The sequence below is a fragment of the Mesorhizobium sp. J18 genome (assembly GCF_007829525.1).
GTDB lineage: Bacteria > Pseudomonadota > Alphaproteobacteria > Rhizobiales > Rhizobiaceae > VLJP01.
Map to the genome: position 1 here is coordinate 1 of NZ_VLJP01000028.1, position 17,854 is coordinate 17,854.

15 protein-coding genes and 1 pseudogene are annotated in these 17,854 nt (G+C 59.5%); 7 read left to right on the forward strand and 9 right to left on the reverse strand.

Going from position 1 to position 17,854, the window contains the following annotated elements; genetic code table 11:
• Together L598_RS11885 and L598_RS11890 are read left to right on the forward strand one after the other, a co-directional pair.
• Positions 1 to 966 (forward strand): annotated as a pseudogene (locus L598_RS11885) (IS3 family transposase); the annotation flags it as partial.
• 176 nt (positions 967 to 1,142) lie between these two features.
• Complete coding sequence (locus L598_RS11890) at positions 1,143 to 1,490, forward strand: RcnB family protein (RefSeq protein ID WP_144862742.1); 348 nt, start codon at positions 1,143 to 1,145, stop codon at positions 1,488 to 1,490.
• A 709-nt stretch (positions 1,491 to 2,199) separates the two neighbouring features.
• Here the strand turns inward: L598_RS11890 and L598_RS11895 are convergent.
• Positions 2,200 to 4,977, reverse strand: coding sequence for a glycosyltransferase (locus tag L598_RS11895; protein ID WP_144862743.1), 2,778 nt, complete (start codon positions 4,975 to 4,977; stop codon positions 2,200 to 2,202).
• 438 nt (positions 4,978 to 5,415) lie between these two features.
• Here L598_RS11895 and L598_RS11900 point away from each other — a divergent pair, with 438 nt between their 5' ends.
• Together L598_RS11900 and L598_RS11905 are read left to right on the forward strand one after the other, a co-directional pair.
• The gene (locus L598_RS11900; RefSeq protein WP_144862744.1) at positions 5,416 to 6,846 is read left to right on the forward strand and encodes a hypothetical protein; all 1,431 of its coding nucleotides are present in this window, start codon (positions 5,416 to 5,418) and stop codon (positions 6,844 to 6,846) included.
• A 36-nt stretch (positions 6,847 to 6,882) separates the two neighbouring features.
• Positions 6,883 to 7,623 carry an FkbM family methyltransferase gene (locus L598_RS11905; RefSeq protein ID WP_144862745.1) on the forward strand — a complete coding sequence of 247 codons (741 nt, stop codon included), beginning with the start codon at positions 6,883 to 6,885 and terminating at the stop codon, positions 7,621 to 7,623.
• Here L598_RS11905 and L598_RS11910 read toward each other — a convergent pair.
• Positions 7,620 to 8,453 (reverse strand): sulfotransferase family 2 domain-containing protein, encoded by an 834-nt coding sequence (locus L598_RS11910; protein WP_186445016.1) that lies wholly within the window; start codon positions 8,451 to 8,453, stop codon positions 7,620 to 7,622. The genes L598_RS11905 and L598_RS11910 overlap by 4 nt on opposite strands.
• A gap of 140 nt (positions 8,454 to 8,593) precedes the next feature.
• Here L598_RS11910 and L598_RS21440 point away from each other — a divergent pair, with 140 nt between their 5' ends.
• Entirely contained in the window at positions 8,594 to 8,740 is a 147-nt protein-coding gene (locus L598_RS21440; protein ID WP_186445017.1) for a hypothetical protein, read from the forward strand.
• 25 nt (positions 8,741 to 8,765) lie between these two features.
• Here the strand turns inward: L598_RS21440 and L598_RS11915 are convergent, their stop codons facing one another.
• A complete protein-coding gene (locus tag L598_RS11915) occupies positions 8,766 to 9,128 on the reverse strand; it encodes a hypothetical protein (RefSeq protein ID WP_186445018.1) in 363 nt (120 codons plus the stop codon).
• Positions 9,129 to 9,414: 286 nt separating this feature from the next.
• Between L598_RS11915 and L598_RS11920 the strand changes: the two genes are divergently transcribed.
• Entirely contained in the window at positions 9,415 to 10,341 is a 927-nt protein-coding gene (locus L598_RS11920) for a carbohydrate kinase (RefSeq protein ID WP_144862771.1), read from the forward strand.
• Between the two features lie 72 nt (positions 10,342 to 10,413).
• Here the strand turns inward: L598_RS11920 and cysQ are convergent, their stop codons facing one another.
• From cysQ to L598_RS11940, 4 genes are all read right to left on the reverse strand, one after another.
• On the reverse strand, positions 10,414 to 11,238 hold the full coding sequence (cysQ, locus tag L598_RS11925; protein ID WP_186445019.1) for a 3'(2'),5'-bisphosphate nucleotidase CysQ: 825 nt from the start codon (positions 11,236 to 11,238) through the stop codon (positions 10,414 to 10,416).
• Positions 11,238 to 13,160: a sulfate adenylyltransferase subunit CysN gene (gene cysN / locus L598_RS11930; protein WP_144862748.1), complete on the reverse strand. Its 1,923-nt coding sequence runs from the start codon at positions 13,158 to 13,160 to the stop codon at positions 11,238 to 11,240. The genes cysQ and cysN overlap by 1 nt, the downstream gene beginning before the upstream one ends.
• A 2-nt stretch (positions 13,161 to 13,162) precedes the next feature.
• Positions 13,163 to 14,068: a sulfate adenylyltransferase subunit CysD gene (gene cysD / locus L598_RS11935; RefSeq protein WP_144862773.1), complete on the reverse strand. Its 906-nt coding sequence runs from the start codon at positions 14,066 to 14,068 to the stop codon at positions 13,163 to 13,165.
• A gap of 181 nt (positions 14,069 to 14,249) precedes the next feature.
• Positions 14,250 to 15,395: a DegT/DnrJ/EryC1/StrS aminotransferase family protein gene (locus L598_RS11940; protein ID WP_144862749.1), complete on the reverse strand. Its 1,146-nt coding sequence runs from the start codon at positions 15,393 to 15,395 to the stop codon at positions 14,250 to 14,252.
• Between the two features lie 262 nt (positions 15,396 to 15,657).
• On the opposite strand from L598_RS11940, the gene L598_RS11945 reads away from it, so the two are divergent.
• Positions 15,658 to 17,028 carry a phosphomannomutase gene (locus L598_RS11945; RefSeq protein WP_144862750.1) on the forward strand — a complete coding sequence of 457 codons (1,371 nt, stop codon included), beginning with the start codon at positions 15,658 to 15,660 and terminating at the stop codon, positions 17,026 to 17,028.
• 115 nt (positions 17,029 to 17,143) lie between these two features.
• On the opposite strand, the gene L598_RS11950 is transcribed toward L598_RS11945, so the two are convergent.
• Positions 17,144 to 17,392 carry a hypothetical protein gene (locus L598_RS11950; protein ID WP_144862751.1) on the reverse strand — a complete coding sequence of 83 codons (249 nt, stop codon included), beginning with the start codon at positions 17,390 to 17,392 and terminating at the stop codon, positions 17,144 to 17,146.
• 109 nt (positions 17,393 to 17,501) lie between these two features.
• The gene (locus L598_RS11955; RefSeq protein ID WP_144862752.1) at positions 17,502 to 17,711 is read right to left on the reverse strand and encodes a cold-shock protein; all 210 of its coding nucleotides are present in this window, start codon (positions 17,709 to 17,711) and stop codon (positions 17,502 to 17,504) included.
• Positions 17,712 to 17,854: the final 143 nt, after the last annotated feature.

Below are 17,854 nucleotides of genomic sequence, written 5' to 3' on the forward strand. Positions count from 1 at the left end.
GAAGCTGAAGAAGCTGTTGGCCGACCAGATGCTGGAAGCGGCCGCGCTTAAGGAGCTTCTGTCAAAAAAATGGTAGGGCCCGCCGTGAAGCGCGAAGCCGTCGCGCATCTGCAGGCCGTCATGGGCCTGTCGGAACGGCGGGCCTGTTCCATCGTCGGAGCGGACCGGAAGATGGTGCGCTACCAGTCGTGCCGTCGGCCGGAGACAGAGTTGCGCGGTCGGCTACGGAATCTCGCCAACGAGCGCCGCCGCTTCGGCTATCGTCGGCTATTCATCCTGCTGCGGCGGGAGGGCGAACCATCGGGGGTCAATCGCATATACCGTCTCTACCGGGAGGAAGGGCTGACGGTTCGCAAGCGCCGATCACGACGACGAGCAGTCGGCACACGTGCTCCGATCCTGGTTGAGGCAAAGGCAAACGCTCGATGGTCGCTGGACTTCGTGCATGACCAGTTTGCCTGCGGGCGGCGGTTCCGGGTGCTGAACATCGTCGATGACGTGACGCGGGAATGTCTTGCCGCAATCCCCGACACCTCGATCTCCGGCAGGCGCGTTGCTCGTGAACTGACCGGCCTGGTCGCTCGCCGCGGTAAACCGGGGATGATCGTGTCCGATCACGGCACCGAGTTCACTTCGAACGCAATCCTGGCCTGGTCGAAGGATCATCGTGTCGAGTGGCACTACATCGCGCCCGGCAAACCGATGCAGAACGGCTATGTCGAGAGCTTCAACGGGCGGATGCGCGATGAGCTCCTGAACGAGAGCCTGTTCTTCGGCCTCGACCATGCCCGCAGCGCCATCGCCGAATGGGTGGAGGATTTCAATACGACGAGGCCGCACTCCTCGCTTGGCTATCAAACCCCGGCGGCTTTCGCCGGGCTTCTCGCCGCAACCGCCAATCCGGTTGCTCAACACGCGCCTCAGGGCGTAACACAAACGGACGAGGCTCTAATCGCCGCTGGATGAAAGTTCAGTGGCAGGTCAGTTGGAACATGCCGTTCGAACCGTTCAAGAGAACTTTGTGCGCTTGAATTAACCTTCCTAAATCCCTCGGTTCATTACATAAACTTAATGAAGGCGTTCATCCTGGGTTCACTGTCCGGGCATCACATTCCATGCATCGGAAACAGGAGAAACCATCGATGAAACGCCTCAGCAAAATCCTTCTCGCCGCCGTTGCCGCCTCTGTGATGATGGCTCCGCTGGCAAATGCCCAACCCCGCCACGACAACCGGCCTCCGGCATACCAGCATGTCGAGAAGAAGCGTCCGGCAGTGTACAAGAAGCATGTTTCAAAGCAGCATGCCCGTCACCATTGGAAAAGGGGCGATCGGATATCCGACTGGAAGAAGCGGGCTGCTGTCCGTGACTATCACCGCCATGGACTGAAGAAGCCGGCACGGGGGCAACAGTGGGTCAAGGTCGATAACGACTACCTGCTGATCAGCATCGCGACAGGTGTCATCGCCGGCATTGTGGCCAGCCGATGAACTCCACAGGGCCTCGCCGTCGGGCGAGGCCCTGCCCTACGGCTTGGCCTCTTTCCTTCGTCCGATGCTGTCTCGCGAGGCATCGGGCCGGATCGGGCGCGATATGGTGAGACAGTCCCTTATTCTGTTTCTGCTCACCGTCGCGATTCGAGCGACCGGCTATTCGACCGCCATGCAAAACCCCTGAACAACAGCATATGTTCCGGCCGGCGGGTGCGGCTCCCTTCAATGAGCCCGAACAGAATTGCCGCGCGAAGACGGGCACAATTTCACGAATGTCAACTCCCCATTATTGACCGGGCAGAATCCGCTAGTCGGCTGCCGCGATGCGAACTGCTAAAGGGTGCGCCCGTAAAGGTGCAGGAACCAAAGCCACCAAGCTGACACCGCACCAGACAGAACGCCGTCGGCTGCCCTAGCGGGGGCTTGGGTGCAGTGCAGCCGACGGCGTAAACTCTTCCCAAGCGACGCAACCCCATCGCCAGGATGGAGTGACAATCACGCCGGCCGTAACCCTCTTTTATTTTCTGCAGTGGCGAGCGCGGAAAAGCGCATGGGCCAGGGTTCCAGGCGCCTCTGGCGCGCAAGTTGCTGAAGAGTGGTCTTCCTGCTTGCGGGAAAGCCGGTCTCCGAGCGCGGAGCCAGAGGCATAAGTGCAAAGGCATGCCCAACTTCGCCTTGCCGCAAACCTCAGGCCTAGAACCTCATCTCATTGTAACGCGCTTGCCAAATCCTCGACTTCATTTCGATATGCGCGCCAAATATTGGCGAATGGCAGGTTATGTCCATTCCATGGTTTGTTGATGCCAACAAAATGAACAAGCTTGGGCTGATTCAATATCTCCTGTGTCGGCCAGGCGTTCCAGTCTTTCGGTAGCGGGCACCAGTTGCCGGCGGCAAAACAGTTCAACAATTCTTGATCGTTCAATCCGTACCTGGTCACATAAGGAAGAAACTCTTCACAAAACCGGATCTTACGCATCTGTTCCAGATCCAGAACGAGAACTCCAGCATTGAACGTGGGAAATGCGAGATCCGAGCGCAAAGCCATTCGTCGCCGGAATTCATTTGCGAAATTCGGTGCCAACCGTATCGATGCCGGGATAACATAGGAGAACCCACCAGAGGCTTCCGGTGCGATACTCCCGCGCGCTGCCAGTGGCATGCCCCCTAAATCGATGTCGTAAAGCGTACCGACATCACCTAGAACGACAACATCTATGTCGATATAAGCAATTTTTCTGACATCTGGCAGGATATATGGAAGCAGCAGGCGATCCATGGTTGAGAATGTCGTCCGAGCATACATTCCTACGATATTTCCGTAGTCGATACTATCGAACGGAAGAAACTGAACACAGCATTTACTCGAAGAGAGCCGTTCTCCAATGAGATTGTAATGCTTTTCCTCAAGGCCCCGCGACAGGATGTGAAATTGAACCGGTCTTTCACTGTTGCGGAGAATAGATTGCAGAACGACGCACAGATAGGATGCGTATCCTCTATCCGCAGCCAGGGCGACATGCACTATCGAGGCCGGATCGACATCAGGGCTGAATTCACCGTAGGAAACTCGCCCGCTTAATGGTTCGGCCACCAATGCTTTGACGTCATCTGCCGACAACCGGATATCCGGGATATTTGCACATCGGCCCTTTGCTTCATCCACATCTTCTCGGCACATGTCGGACCAGGCTGAATAGACTTGATCCGCGTCAACTCCGGTCGCAATGAGGTTAAGAATTGCCGCTGTCTTTTCCAGCAAGGGATTTCGGATGCTTTCAATCATCTCATGGTCAAGATCAAGCAATCCCTCAAAGCGAATGTCAGACTGTCTGTTCGGCCTGAACTCCACAGGCAATCCCATTGCCGCGCAAGGCAGATAGGCGTGAAGTCGTGACGTTACGATCCGATCATATTGGGTGCGGTACTCCTCAAGAAGGTCTACCGCCTGTCGAAGATTGGTGGAGAAATCTGTCCATCGATATTCGGCCTTCCCATGCGTAATTTTCCTGCTGCAATTTCCCTGTTCGTCAGCCAATGACGGTGCATCGATAAAGGCCGTTTGGCCAGACTGGCTTCCTGTCTCGCGCGGGGCGAACAGAGTATCGATGGTTGTCGTCACGCATCCTGAGAAAAAGGCTGGAACCCCCCGCGACTGCAGAAGGTATACGGTGGTCCAGTCGCGGCATCCTATGGGAGAGTAGCGTCTTAAGTATTCGATACCTTCATCGTTTAACATCTCCGGCTTGTTGCAGTGGAAAGAAAGAAAGATCGGCCGGACATTGGGATGATAAGGAAACGCCAACCTGCCGGAAAATGATTTGTGCATATGCCACCCGAACGCCAGCAGCCAGGTGCCGGGCGGCGGCGGCGCGTCATAGGTTGCGTCGCGGTCCAGCACCGTCAGAGCAATTTTTGCTTTCTGTCCTGTAGCGATCCGGTCCTGACGAACCCTGCTCTGCAATGAAGAGATGGCCGCCGTCAAAGTGCTGTGACCTTCAATGTCAATGTTTGACAGCCGTAGGATGCAGCCAAGCATCGCAAGCGTCTGGATATAGTCCCCAATATTGATTGAGGTAAAACTCACATCCGGTTGCTTGTAGTCTAGGAGGGCGACGATCGGAGCTCCGGATGCAGCCGCGGCGTCGTGCCATGCGATTTTTTCAAGTACAAATTTCTCGTAGGCTGAAAACCACTCTATCTGGTTCTTGAGGGGGCCAACCAGAATCTTCTTTCGTTCTGGCGCTTGCCTGATCCTATCAGCCAATACCAACGCGCTATCTTTAAGACCGTTTCCGTACAAAGCACGGATCAGCGAGTGCAGATAACCGGGGTTCTCTTCCCCAACCATCATATTGGCGAGAAAATCCCGTTCCATCGTGACTTCATCAGGGCATTTGCTCGCCAATGCGCTGATGAACTCCGGATAAGCGAGCTTTCTTAATTCATCTCGATCAGCACGCAGGAACGCATCAAGCGCAGAGGGCAAGAGATTGCGCCTCGCCAACAGAACACCGAACGCAAGATATCCTGCCGACATTGTTGAAGGATTGGCGAGAAGTGAAAGAACGATCGGCATGGGAAATGGCGCGTCGCCCCATGCCATCTGGGTTCTGGTTGTCTTTACCGCCGCTTCCGATAGCGAACACCCCTGCTTCAGGGCGTCAACGAACACGACATCGTAGAGCGAGCGTGCGATACGAACGGCATCCTTATTTCCGAACTCAGACCGCAGGGCCGCCAGCGTGACATTGCTGACTTTGCCTTCCAAAAGGTCGATCAGATGGTCTTTTCTACTTGCCTCAAAAGCCGCTTGGCTTATGTCGCGCTCGAGTGACGCGAGGCTTCCTGCCAGGCTATCGGCCCGCTGCCGCTCGCCAGCTAACTCGTCCTCAAGCTCCTTGATGCGGTCTCTGAGAGCCCTGGTTTTCCCGTTGGACAGGATGTCGCGAATTGGATTCCATCCGGCCAGGCTCCGTTTCAATGCGCCCCCCAACTATAGCTGCCCCTCTACCCCCCTACTCAAGATAACGGAAAGTTACAAATGGAAATTATTAGGCACAGGGAATTGTGGGTGGCGCAACCTGCCCAGGCATGTCTCGGTAAGGTATCAACTAGAGGTGGCTTCCCTTTCCAGAAATTACGGGATGATTCGGGTCGCTGACGCAGGCCAGAATCCGGGCCTTTTTAGCTCCCGTGCGGCTGTCCGCATTCCTGCAGCCATGACTGTCCCTGCGCAGGGAGGGCCTCCTCACCCTTCACATAGAGCCTTGATGGTGCTTGAGGGGCTGGCAGGCCGATAAGATGGTCATTTTCGGCTCGAGGGCAGGTCGCCAGGGCGCTAAAGCCTTGCAGTCACGCTGATTTTGCGATTTCTGTGCGGCCAAGGTCGAAGGCCAAGACCGTCATCAGAAGCGATGCTATGACCAACGAAAAGAGATTTCCGGAGATCCTGTTCTGGGCCTTCTGTCTGATCGTCTTTTCCAAGATCGTCTGGTACGACATTCGCGTCTATTGGCCCGCGGCCGACCGTCGCGATATCATGACCACCTTCTATACCGGGTGGATCGCGGCCCAGGGCCTCGTCTACCTTCCCATTCTCGTTCAATTGCTTAGACAGTTTCGCCCCGCCGTCCTTGTCTTCGTTGCGGCCGTGACTCCCTACCTCCTGCTCGGAGCGCTGGAGGGCCGGATCAATGTCTTCCTATTCGGCGATTTCGCCCGTTACGGCGCCTCTGCCGGGTTCCTGCTCTTTTCGCTCTGGGCGGTGAAGAACGTGCCCGCGAGGACGATGCTGACGGCGATCCTGACGACAATGGCCGTTTATTTCGTGCTGCGGATCGGCCTCCATCTCTTCCTGGCGGAAGGCGGCAGGATGCGCTACGGCCGCGACTGGGAGGTTCTGTTCTCGACCATCCTCATCGCGTCGGCTGCCATGACCCGGGGCATACGGTTCGGCCTGCTGCTCGTGGCGATAGCGCTCATTGTTTTCGTGACGGCATTCGGCCTCACACGATCGCTCATGCTCGGCATCGCGATCGGAGCCGTTTCCGTCATCGGCCTGTCCTTGCTGGACGGCCGCTTTTCGTGGGCCAGAAATGCTCGCATTCTGGCGGCGGCGGGCGTGGCGGTGGTGGCTGTCGGCATTCCCATGACTGCTTCGATCCCGGTCTTCGACCGGCTCAGGATCTCGCATGTGATCGCGGAATCGGACCGCATCCCCCAAAAGGCCGGAGAGCCCGCCATCGAGACGGATGACTTTGTCACCCGCTCGACCACAAGCCCGACGACAGCCAGCGGGGAACCTGCGAACAGCAAGCCGTCCCGGATGGACAAGGCACTCGCGGACTGGGAAAAGGCGGTCGCCGTAGGCGATCATTCGATGGATTCACGGATCGCCGAATCCGCCTTCTTCCTGGAGGCCATGCGGCAGAGCGCCAAGACGCTGCTTTTAGGATCCGGAGGAGGCGATTACGTTACCCTTGCCACCCCAAGCGCCGAACGCAAGGTTCGCGGCGCGCATAACACCTATGTCACGCTTCTCTACCGGCATGGCGTGATTCTCGGCGCGGTCCTCATCTGCTTCCTGGTCTTCTTCGGTCTGCCGACCAATTTCATGCAGTTGCGCGCTTCCGATGAGCCGGCCTGGCAGATTCTGCTCTCCGCCCTGATCGGCTACCGCATATCAGCCGCCGCTCTGGCATATCTACACCAGGGCCTGATGGATGATCCGCTCGTCTTCCTTTCGATAGCCATAGCTCTTGCCGGACCGTCGGCGCCATCCTTCACGCAGGCCTTCAGAGAACGGCAGCAGCAGGATCGCGCTATTGCGGCCGGCAATGTTTGGCATTAGCCCGTGTGGGCAGTTAGGGGCAAGGAAGGGGATGTCATGCCTGCCAGGCGGGACCAAGGCATACTGCTTCCGCTCAAGTTCCTGATCGGACATCGCGCCTATCGTGCAGCATCGCGCCCGGCCGCCTTTGTGCTCAGCCATACTCCGGACAGGGTGAAATACGGCATTGGCGAAAAAATGCGCCGCTCCAAGATGCCCTATTCGATCATCCGGCACGGCGATGTGGTTGTTCAGGTGGGCGCGCCCCGGGACCTGGTCCAAGCAGGCCGTTCGCGTTCGGTTTATTTCCTGCGGTTGGTCGGCCCTGCAGGCCGCGTCGTCGTGTTCGAGCCCGATCTGAAAAGCGCCGCCTGTCTCGAGGATTTCGCCGCCGGCAACGGCCTGGCTGACCGCCTCGTCATGGTGCGCAAGGGTGCCTGGTCGACGGACGGCACTTTGGCCTTTCTGTCAAATCCCAATCATCCGGCATCCAATCTCGTCAAAGGTGCGCTCGATATCGACACGAGCCGCTATGTGGAGACTTCCATATCCGTGACGTCGATAGACGCGGAGCTGAAGCGCCTGGGCATCCCGACGCCAAGGCTTGTAAGCATCACCGCGAACGGCTCGGAAACGGTCATCCTGTCGGGAATGAAAGGTGTCATTCAGGAAGGCCTGGCCTATATTGCGCTTGCGGTAACGGGCGCGGACTATCCGACGATGATGAAACAGATCGGCTACGAACTCGCCGCAAATGACGACCGGGGTTTCACCTTCCGCAAGGCTGGAGCAACCTAGTCGAAGCTTGCCAGGCCGAGGGCTTCGGCTTTCTGTGCATTGACCGCGTTTACCGGCAACATGTGATGCTCGAACGGCATCATGCCAAGCTTGGGCTTGTACCAGAGATTCCTGAGCAGGATATTTCCGTATTCACCGAAGCCCCGAAAATTCCGGGCTTCAACCGCCGATCTCGCCATCCATTCCGGCAGACGCTCCCGGTAGAGATCCTGCGCGAAGCTCAGCAGCTCCATGTCGAGGCCGTTGCGTTCCTCGGCCTTTGCGCGCTGCGCCTCGGTCAGTTCCAGACTTGTCCTGCTCTTGTTCTGAGGCGCGCTGCTGGCACTGGAAAACGCCGCCATGCCCAGATTTACGCCGACCAGCCGCAGGAATTCGTCATAACTGTCCGTGAAGCCGAAGAATTCCAGATTGTTTTCGAGAACTTTCTTGGCCTGCGAGAGATCACGGATACCGGCGATGAATTTGGTCTGATAGTTCCACCTCGAGCGCAATTCCATCCAGTCATCCAGCGATCCCTGGAAACCGCGCCTTTCGCTGTCGTGCTTGAACTCCGAGAGATAGCGGTCGACCGGATCGCGCAGCAGAGTGAATTTGGCGGATCTCGGTCCATAATCGATATGCGGCTTGAGCGAATGGCCTGCCACGGTGACGGCGAAAGGAGCAGCCGCCAAGGTGGCATCGAAATCGTCGATCGTGGCTTCGTTCGCCCTTATATCGACGGGGATCAGATCGACATGCCTTATGCCTAGGATCGACCTGAATAACCGGATGAGGGTCGTGCCGCCGTTTTTTTCACAATGGCAGAAAACAAGGCGTCGCGGATCGCTCACTTTGGCCTCTCGCTTCAAGGCGTCAATATCGCGCAGCCCATAGGAACTCAAGGCGCCGAAGATGTGGCATATCCGGCTACTCGGAAAAGGAAAATTCTGTTACAGCCCGGTTTACCTCCATAGCGCGGATTCCTCGCCACATGAAACCGAACCTTCTCTACATGATTATCGGCGCGCTGGTCGTCCTCGTCCTCGGCCTTGGCGCCTATATCCTCCGCGAAGAGACAAAGCCGTCCGGCGTCGAACTGAGGATCGACGAATCGGGCATCCAGCTTCAGGAAAACTGAGCCGCAGGGCGGCCCATGCCGCGGCTCAATTGTCCCAACGATGCTCGGGGTCGCAGGGAGTGACCTCGTAGATCAGGCAATTGGCGGGGTTTCCCCTGATGCCCGATACCCGTCGATGAGTGATGGTTTCGCCCGGCTTCAGAAACGTTTCGACGGCGATCTTTCCGTTCTCGGATTTCATCGTGAAGCTGCAGGAGGCGTAGTGGTTCGTTGTGTTTGCATAGGTCAGGCGCGGGCTGCTCCACAGAACCTGGATTTCCGATGGCCTGGCGGGACGGTGATTGGCCGCATCCGATGCCAACGCGCAATCCTCGGCCTGCACCGGGGACAAGAACGCGGCCGAAAAGATCGACAGCAAAATGGCAGCCAGCAGGGCTGTTCTTTTCATAAAGCCTCACCACAAAACACTTGACGCCAGGCGTTTATCACACATCACGGATTATTTCTCCTCCCACATTTTGGTGAGGCGCCGGTGATATATTCGGGCGCACAAGTTGCGGTCATTCCGTCGGGACAGCAGCAATGGTTCGACCCAACCTTTTGATTGACTTCAACCGGCACTCGTCCCATTCGGAAACCGCTTTGCTCGGAAGATGTGACCGGATGGGAGGTGGAATGTCCGACATCAGCACATGGACCCGCTGTCGCGCCCGCCGGAAGACGAGGCCGCGCCCATGATCCTTTGTTGCGGCGAAGCCCTGATTGACATGCTGCCGCAGACCACGGCAGAAGGCGTCCCGGCTTTCGTGCCTTATCCTGGCGGCGCGGTCTTCAACAGCGCCATCGCGCTGGGCAGGCTCGGCGTGGCGACGGGTTTCTTTTCCGGCCTGTCGGAGGATCTGTTCGGCAAGCAGCTTCAGGCCGCCCTGGCCGCAAGCCATGTGGATATCCGCTATGCCAAGATTTCGAACCGGCCGACGACGCTCGCCTTCGTCAGTCTTGCCGGCGGCCAGGCAAGCTATGTCTTCTATGACGAGAACACCGCCGGCCGGATGATCACCGCAGGCGATTTGCCGGATATCGGCAATGATGTGGACTGTCTTCTCTTCGGCGGCATCAGCCTGATCCCGGAACCCTGCGGCTCGGCCTATGAAAGCCTCATGGCGCGCGAGCACAAGCGTCGCGCCATCATGTTCGATCCGAACATACGACCGGCTTTCATTCCCGACCGGCAGGCCCATGAGGCGCGCATGCGCCGGATGGTCGCCATGGCCGACATTGTAAAGATTTCGGAGGACGATCTGGTCTGGTTCGGCGAGACCGGACCGCAGGAGGAGATCGCGCGGCGCTGGCTGGAACTCGGGCCGAGGCTGATGGTGATCACGCGCGGCGGCGACGGTGCTACGGCCTTTCTGCATGGCGGGCCGACGGTCCATGTACCTGCGCGTCCTGTTCAGGTCGCCGATACTGTCGGCGCTGGCGACACTTTCAACGCCGGATTGCTGGCCGCCCTCCACGAGCGCGGATTGCTGAGCAAGCAAGGGCTGGCGGAACTCGATGAAAGCGAGGTGCGGGATGCCCTCTCCTTCGCCATCGGCGTGGCCGCTGTGACCGTCACCCGCGCCGGGGCGAATCCGCCTTGGCTGCATGAACTGGGGTGATTTTGCTGACGCTCACATTTCGTCAGGGCAGATCGCCGAAGCTGCTTCCCGCCGCCGACAGGAACCGGTGATTCACCCGGCGACCGCCCAGGCCTCAGAGACGAAAAAGGGATTGGCGAAGTCCGTATCGTCCGGCTGGTTGCGCTTGCCATAGGTGAGCGGCTCGCCTTCGAGCGTCAGTGTGCGGCCGCCTGCGGCACGCAGCACGGCATCGCCGGCGGCCGTGTCCCATTCCATGGTGCGGCCGAAACGGGGATAGAGATCGGCGGCACCCTCGGCCAGAAGGCAGAATTTCAGCGAGGAGCCGACCGAAACGATCTCCGCGCCGGGAAATTTGGCGATGAAGGCGTCGGTTTCAGGCGTGCGATGCGAACGGCTGGCAACGACCGTCGGCACGTCCCTCGGTTCGCGGACCTTGATCGCCTTGCGGCTCTCGACCCTGTGGTCGGGTGTGGTGACGAGCAGTTCCGCCTGTCCCGGCCGGCCGGAATAGAGAGCGGTCTTGGCTGGCGCATAGACGGCGCCGAGCACCGGCACGCCCTGGCGAACGAGTGCGATATTGACAGTGAAGTCATTGCGCCGGTTGATGAATTCCTTCGTGCCGTCCAGCGGGTCGACGAGAAAGAACTCGCCGTCCAACCTGCCAGGCAAACGACCGGCACTCGCCTCCTCCTCGGCGACGATCGGCGTGTCGGGATAGCTCTCGCGCAGGCCCTTCAGGATCACCGCCTCGGCCAGTCGGTCGGCTTCCGTGACCGGCGAACAATCGGACTTCCTCTCGACATCGAAGCCGGTTTGGTAGATTTCCATAATGACGCCGCCCGCGGCCAGCGCCAGTTCCTCCAGCCGCGCCACAATAGCGGCTTCGCGCTCTGCCACGTCCGCCCCGGCATCCATCAGCAGTAACCCCGCTCGCGCAGCCAGTCTTCGAGATAGTCCACCATCTCCTCGGGCGACCGGCCGACGGTCTGCAGATGGATATCGGCCTGTTCCGGCGGTTCATAGGGCGAATCCACGCCGGTGAAGTTCTTGATCTCGCCTTTCAGCGCGCGCGCATAGAGACCTTTGGGATCGCGCTTCACGCATTCCTCGAAGGGCGTATCGACGAAGACCTCGATGAATTCGCCCTCCTCCATCAGCTCGCGCGCCATGCGCCGCTCGGCCCGGAAGGGCGAGATGAAGGAAACGAGCACGATAAGACCGGCATCGGCCATCAGGCGCGCCACCTCACCGACGCGGCGGATGTTCTCGACACGGTCTTCCTCGGTGAAGCCGAGATCGCGGTTCAGCCCGTGGCGGACATTGTCGCCGTCGAGGATGTAGGTGTGGCGGCCGGAGACGTGCAGCTTCTTCTCCAGCAGATTGGCGATGGTCGACTTGCCGGAGCCCGAAAGGCCGGTGAACCAGAGAACCGCGGGCTTCTGGTGTTTCTGCTCGGCGCGCGAATGCTTGGTCACGTCCAGCGCCTGCCAGTGGATATTCGCCGCGCGGCGCAGCGAATGGGTGATCATGCCCGCGCCGACCGTGGCATTGGTCAGCCTGTCGATGAGCACGAAGGCGCCCGTCGTCCTGTTCTCGCCGAAAGGATCGAAGGCGATCGGTGACTGGACGGAGATATTGCAGACGCCGACCTCGTTGAGTTCGAGCGACTTTGCCGCTTCATGGGCGAAACTGTTGACATTGATCCGATATTTCAGCTCGGTGATCGTCGAGTTCACCTGATCCGTCTCGGTGCGCAGCAGATAGGAACGGCCGGGCAGAAGTGCGTGCTCGTTGAACCAGATTATCTTGGCCTGGAACTGATCGGCCACTTGCGGGCGCGCATCGGGAGCGACCAGCATATTGCCGCGCGAGACCTCGATCTCGTCTTCCAGCATGATGGTGACGGCCTGCCCCTCGACAGCCTGCTTCAGATCACCGTCATAGGTGACGATGCGCTTCACGCGCGAGGGCTTGCCGGACTTCGCCACCACCACGGGATCGCCCTCGGCGATGGTGCCGGAAGCGATCGTGCCCGCAAAGCCTCGGAAATCGAGATTGGGCCGCAGCACATATTGCACCGGAAAGCGGAACGGCCTGTTCTCCGCCGAAGGCTGCGCGTCGACCGTTTCCAGATGCTGGAGCAGCACAGGACCATCATACCAGGGCATGTGCTCGGAAACACGGGTGACATTGTCGCCGTAGCGGGCGGACATCGGGATCGGCACGATGCTCTCGAAGCCAAGATTGCCGGCAAAAGCCTTGTAGTCGGCGGCGATACGCTCGAACACCGTCTGGTCGAAGCCGACGAGGTCGATCTTGTTCACCGCGAGCACGATATGGCGGATGCCGAGCAGCGAGGCGATGATGGAATGCCGCCGCGTCTGTACCAGCATGCCCTGGCGCGCATCGACCAGAACGATGGCGAGATCGGCCGTCGAGGCGCCGGTCGCCATGTTGCGCGTATATTGCTCATGGCCCGGCGTGTCGGCGACGATGAACTTCCGCTTCGATGTGGAGAAGAAGCGATAGGCCACGTCGATGGTGATGCCCTGCTCGCGCTCCGCCTCCAGCCCGTCGACCAGAAGGGCGAAGTCGATATCCTCGCCCGCCGTGCCATGCTTTCGCGAATCGCGTTCAAGGGCTGCAAGCTGGTCCTCGAAGATCAGCTTGGTGTCGTAAAGGAGACGGCCGATCAGTGTCGACTTGCCGTCGTCGACCGAGCCGCAGGTGAGGAAGCGCAGAAGCGTCTTGTTCTCCTGCTCTGCAAGATAGGCGCGGATATCCTGCACCTCGGCGGCTTGGGTTTCGGCCAGGGCCTGCTCGGCAATGTTCCGCATGATCAGAAATACCCTTCGCGCTTCTTCTTCTCCATGGAGCCGGCCTCGTCACGGTCGATCAGGCGGCCCTGGCGCTCGGATGTGCGCGCCGTCAGCATTTCGGCAACGATCCCCTCCAGGGTATCGGCCTCGGAATCGATAGCGCCCGTCAGCGGATAGCAGCCGAGCGTGCGGAAGCGCACCATGCGTTCCTGCACCTTCTCGCCGGGCCGCAGCTTCATGCGGTCGTCGTCGACGAGGATCATCATGCCGTCGCGCTCCACGATAGGCCGCCGCTTGGCGAAATAGAGCGGCACGATCGGGATGTTCTCCTGCAGAATGTATTGCCAGATGTCGAGCTCGGTCCAGTTCGACAGCGGAAACACACGGATCGATTCACCCGGCGCGACGCGGGTATTGTAGATCTTCCACATTTCCGGCCGCTGGTTCTTCGGGTCCCAGGCATGGCTGGACGTGCGGAAGGAGAAGATGCGCTCCTTGGCGCGCGACTTCTCCTCGTCGCGCCGCGCACCGCCGAAAGCAGCGTCGAAGCCGTATTTGTCGAGCGCCTGGCGCAGCGCCACGGTCTTCATGACATGGGTATGGGTGTTGGAGCCGTGATCGAACGGATTGATGCCCTGACGAACGCCTTCCTCATTGATATAGACGAGAAGATCGAAGCCGCGCTCGACAGCCATGCGGTCGCGGAAGGCGATCATCTCGCGGAATTTCCAGGTCGTATCGACATGCAGGAAGGGGAAAGGCGGTTTGGCTGGATAGAAGGCCTTCATCGCCAGATGCAGGAGGACGGAGGAGTCCTTTCCGACCGAATAAAGCATGACCGGCTTGGTGAAGGTAGCCGCCACTTCACGGAAGATGTGGATCGACTCGGCTTCGAGCCTCTGAAGGTGGGTCAGCGGTGCATGCATACTCACGGAACCTTTGCGAACAGTCGTCAGCCGAACTCGCCGGCCACTATCACGCGAAATTTGGCGGTATCAAGTTGATGCCGTCCAACAAACCACTCCTCCCGGAAGTCCTTTTGCTCTCTGCCGGCAAATGGCGGAAAGCCTTTCCTGCGTCTCCCTCCCAGCCTGCAATCGCGCCGTATCACCTCCCCGCGACGTGGCGCTCCGGCGCCTCGGACACAGCCGAGCGGACCGTTTCGATGATGCGATCCTGATCTCCCTTTTCGAGATAGGGATGCATCGGCAGGCAGAGTATGCGATCTGGCAACGTCTCCGAAACCGTCAGGCCCGAAGGCGTGCGCGGATAGTGATCATAAGCCTTCTGCACATGCAGCGGCTTCTCATAATAGACGACCGAGGGGATACCTTCCTCACGCAGGCGCTGGCGCACGGCGTCGCGCCTGTCCGTCTCGATGGCATATTGCGCCCAGGCCGAGCGCGAATGCTGGGCTATGACGGGCACCTTGACCACGTCAGAAAGGCCCTCCGAATAGCGTCGTGCGACTTCCTGCCGCTTGTCCATCTCGTCGGGCAGTATAGCAAGCTTTTCGATAAGGATCGCCGCCTGAATGGTGTCGAGGCGCGAATTCAGCCCGATCCGCACATTGTCGTACTGGCTCGCGCCCTTGCCGTGAAATGCAATGGAGCGAAGCTTCTCGGCAAGGTCGCCGTCATTGGTGAACATGGCGCCGCCGTCGCCGTAGCAGCCGAGCGGCTTGGCCGGGTAGAAACTGGTGCCGGCCACATGGCCGAAAGCGCCGCACTTGACGCCGGCCCGCTCGCCGCCGATCGCCTGTGCGGCGTCCTCGACCATGAAGAGCTTTTCGCGCTCCGCTATGGCCAGGATAGCGTCATAATCGGCGGAAAGTCCAAACAGATCGACGGGGATGATCGCCTTCGGCGTGAAGCGGCCTTCGCTTCGAACGGCGGCGATTGCCGCCTCCAGGCTTGCCGGATCGATATTGTAGTTGTCCGGGTCGATATCGACAAAGACGGGAGCCGCGCCCGCAAGAGCCACGACTTCGGCCGTCGCCGCAAAGGTGAAGCTCGGGCAGAAGACCGCGTCGCCGGGGCCCACGCCGAGCGCCATGAGCGGGATCAGAAGCGCATCCGTGCCGTTGGCGCAGGCCACCGCATGTTCGACCCCGACATAGTCGGCGATCCGCTTTTCGAATTCCGTCACTTCAGGCCCGAGAATGTAGCGTCCCTCCGCGACGACCTTTGCTATCGCGGTTTCGAGCCTGTCCTTGATACGCTCGCGCTGCGCGCCGAGATCGATGAACTGCATTTATGCCCCAATTCAGCCGATATAGACTTCGTCCACCCCATGTCGGTCATTAGGAGGCTCCAGGACTTTTCGCAACCGCCGGTATCGTTCAATCTCGGTCCTGCACTGTTATATGAGTTGAAGTGCAAGCACGGGGAACGGCGGATAGCAAAAGGCGTTCATACTGCCGCCAGAACATGACCATTAGCATCGCTATGTTTCAGTATAGCAAAGATTTGCCGCCGGCCCCGCCCGCGGCGTGTGAGAAAGGGAAAAATCACGCATGAGTTCCCCCTTCAAAGCCTACGACATTCGCGGCCGGATACCTTCCGAGATCAACGTCCCGTTCGCCTACCACTTCGCGCAGGCGACGCGAAAGCTGCTTTCGCCTTCGAGCGTCGTCGTCGGCCATGACATGCGCAAGGAAAGTCCCGCACTTGCCGCCGCCCTGATCCAGGGCCTGCTCGACAGCGGGGTCAGCGTGCTGCCGGTCGGCCGCTGCGGCACGGAGGAAGTCTATTTCCACACCGCGCGATCGGGAGCAGATGCCGGGCTGATGGTGACCGCGAGCCACAATCCGCCGGACTACAACGGCATCAAGATGGTGCTGCACGACGCGGCGGCGGCCACCACGGACAACGCCTTCGGCCCGATCGAGAAGCTGATGAATTCCGGCGAGGCGCTCGCCACGGTGGACGACTATGCGAAGCGGGGCCAGCTTCACGGCGAGCAGGACCGCAGCGCCTATATCGACCGTCTGCTGGAGGAGGTCTCCGATCTCGACCTCAAGCCGATGAAGATCGTCTGCCATGCGGGCAATGGCTGCGCCGGGCCGATCATCGATCTTCTGGAAAAGCACCTGCCATTCCAGTTCATCAAGATCGATCATGAACCCGATCCCGACCTGCCGAACGGCGTTCCCAATCCGCTGCTGCCCGAAAAGCGCGAGAAGGCGAGCAAGGCTGTTGTCGAGCACGGCGCCGATCTGGCGATCGCATGGGACGGCGATTTCGACCGCTGCTTCCTGTATGATCACAAGGGCCGCTTCGTCGAAGGCTATTATCTGGTCGGCCTGATCGCCAAGCGCATGCTGGCCAAGGAGCCGGGCGCGACGATCCTTTACGATCCGCGCATGACATGGAACACGATCGACATCGTGGAAAAGGCGGACGGCATCGCCAAGCCCTGCCGCACGGGTCATGCCTTCTTCAAGAAGATGATGCGCGAGGAAAACGCCATCTATGGCGGCGAGATGAGCGCGCATCATTATTTCCGCGATTTCAGCTATTGCGATTCCGGCATGATCACCTGGCTTGCCGTGATCGCCGAACTCCATGCGACGGGAGCAAGCCTTGCCGACCTCCTGGAAGAGATGATCTCCGCCTTTCCCTGCTCGGGCGAGATCAACTTCACCGTGGCTGACCCGAAGGCGGTGCAGGAGCGCGTCTCCGAGCATTTCATGCGCCAAAACCCGACCATCGAGACCATCGACGGCCTCGGCATGGCCTTCGGCGACTGGCGCTTCAACCTGCGCGCTTCCAACACCGAGCCCCTGATGCGGCTCAATGTGGAAAGCCGTGGAGACCGGAAGCTGCTCGACGCCAGGGTGGCGGAGCTGCGCGCGCTGATCGATGCAGACGGCAATGCCGGATAAGAGCCTGCCCTAAGAAAGATCGGAACAGTAGACCTAAGGCCTCTGCCGGACGGCAGGGGCCATTATCGATAGGCAACCGCTGACGCCGGCCATCGGCCACCGCCCTGCCTTTCGGTTACCTGCCCGCCAGGCGCGTCTTCGGCGTGGCTTTCCGGGGCCTGGACTTCCTGGCAGCAGGTGCCGTGTCGGTTGCCTCGGCTTCCTTCTTCAGCCTCAGTTCCTTCAGACGCCGGCTCTTCGCCTCGCGCGCGGCAGCCTCCTGCTCGATGATCGAGCGGGCGACCTGTGTGGTGATGTCGCTCTTCGTCTCCGCCCTTGAGGGCTTCTGTATGAAGAGAGTATCCTTGGTAAGTTGCATGGGCATATAGCGCCTCCATATGAAACGAAAAAGGCCGGGAACTCCCGACCTTCTCCTGTTCGCCTCAACGGCCAGTGCCAGTACATCCGTGGTCAAAGACCGGAGGCAAAAAACGTCAGGCGGCCTGAAGATTGGCGGCCGCGCTCTTGCCGGACCTCGCATCGCGAACGACTTCGAAGTTGAGCTTCTGGCCTTCCACGATGGAGTTCAAACCGGCCTGCTCAACGGCAGAGATATGGACAAAGACATCGGGATTGCCGTTGTCGGGCGCGATGAAACCATAGCCTTTGGTGGTGTTGAAGAACTTTACGGTTCCAGTGGTCATGACGATTTCCTTTCAAATCAGTCAATGGAATCTGCCGCCGGCCGAGTGCCTGGCGCGGCAGTAGGTCGATATTGAAAGAGAAGATCGTCAGAGCGCCCAAGGCGCAGAAACAAAGTTCGACAAGCAAGATCGATGGACAATAC

Bases quoted from the DNA above. Each gene is read 5' to 3' on its own strand.
- L598_RS11950 (WP_144862751.1), bottom strand. From the start codon at position 17,392: ATGCCCATGCAACTTACCAAGGATACTCTCTTCATACAGAAGCCCTCA.
- L598_RS11905 (WP_144862745.1), top strand. From the start codon at position 6,883: ATGCCTGCCAGGCGGGACCAAGGCATACTGCTTCCGCTCAAGTTCCTG.
- L598_RS11890 (WP_144862742.1), top strand. From the start codon at position 1,143: ATGAAACGCCTCAGCAAAATCCTTCTCGCCGCCGTTGCCGCCTCTGTG.
- cysQ (WP_186445019.1), bottom strand. From the start codon at position 11,238: ATGGATGCCGGGGCGGACGTGGCAGAGCGCGAAGCCGCTATTGTGGCG.
- cysD (WP_144862773.1), bottom strand. From the start codon at position 14,068: ATGCATGCACCGCTGACCCACCTTCAGAGGCTCGAAGCCGAGTCGATC.
- L598_RS11940 (WP_144862749.1), bottom strand. From the start codon at position 15,395: ATGCAGTTCATCGATCTCGGCGCGCAGCGCGAGCGTATCAAGGACAGG.
- L598_RS11915 (WP_186445018.1), bottom strand. From the start codon at position 9,128: ATGAAAAGAACAGCCCTGCTGGCTGCCATTTTGCTGTCGATCTTTTCG.
- L598_RS21440 (WP_186445017.1), top strand. From the start codon at position 8,594: ATGAAACCGAACCTTCTCTACATGATTATCGGCGCGCTGGTCGTCCTC.
- cysN (WP_144862748.1), bottom strand. From the start codon at position 13,160: ATGCGGAACATTGCCGAGCAGGCCCTGGCCGAAACCCAAGCCGCCGAG.
- L598_RS11955 (WP_144862752.1), bottom strand. From the start codon at position 17,711: ATGACCACTGGAACCGTAAAGTTCTTCAACACCACCAAAGGCTATGGT.
- L598_RS11945 (WP_144862750.1), top strand. From the start codon at position 15,658: ATGAGTTCCCCCTTCAAAGCCTACGACATTCGCGGCCGGATACCTTCC.
- L598_RS11900 (WP_144862744.1), top strand. From the start codon at position 5,416: ATGACCAACGAAAAGAGATTTCCGGAGATCCTGTTCTGGGCCTTCTGT.
- L598_RS11920 (WP_144862771.1), top strand. From the start codon at position 9,415: ATGATCCTTTGTTGCGGCGAAGCCCTGATTGACATGCTGCCGCAGACC.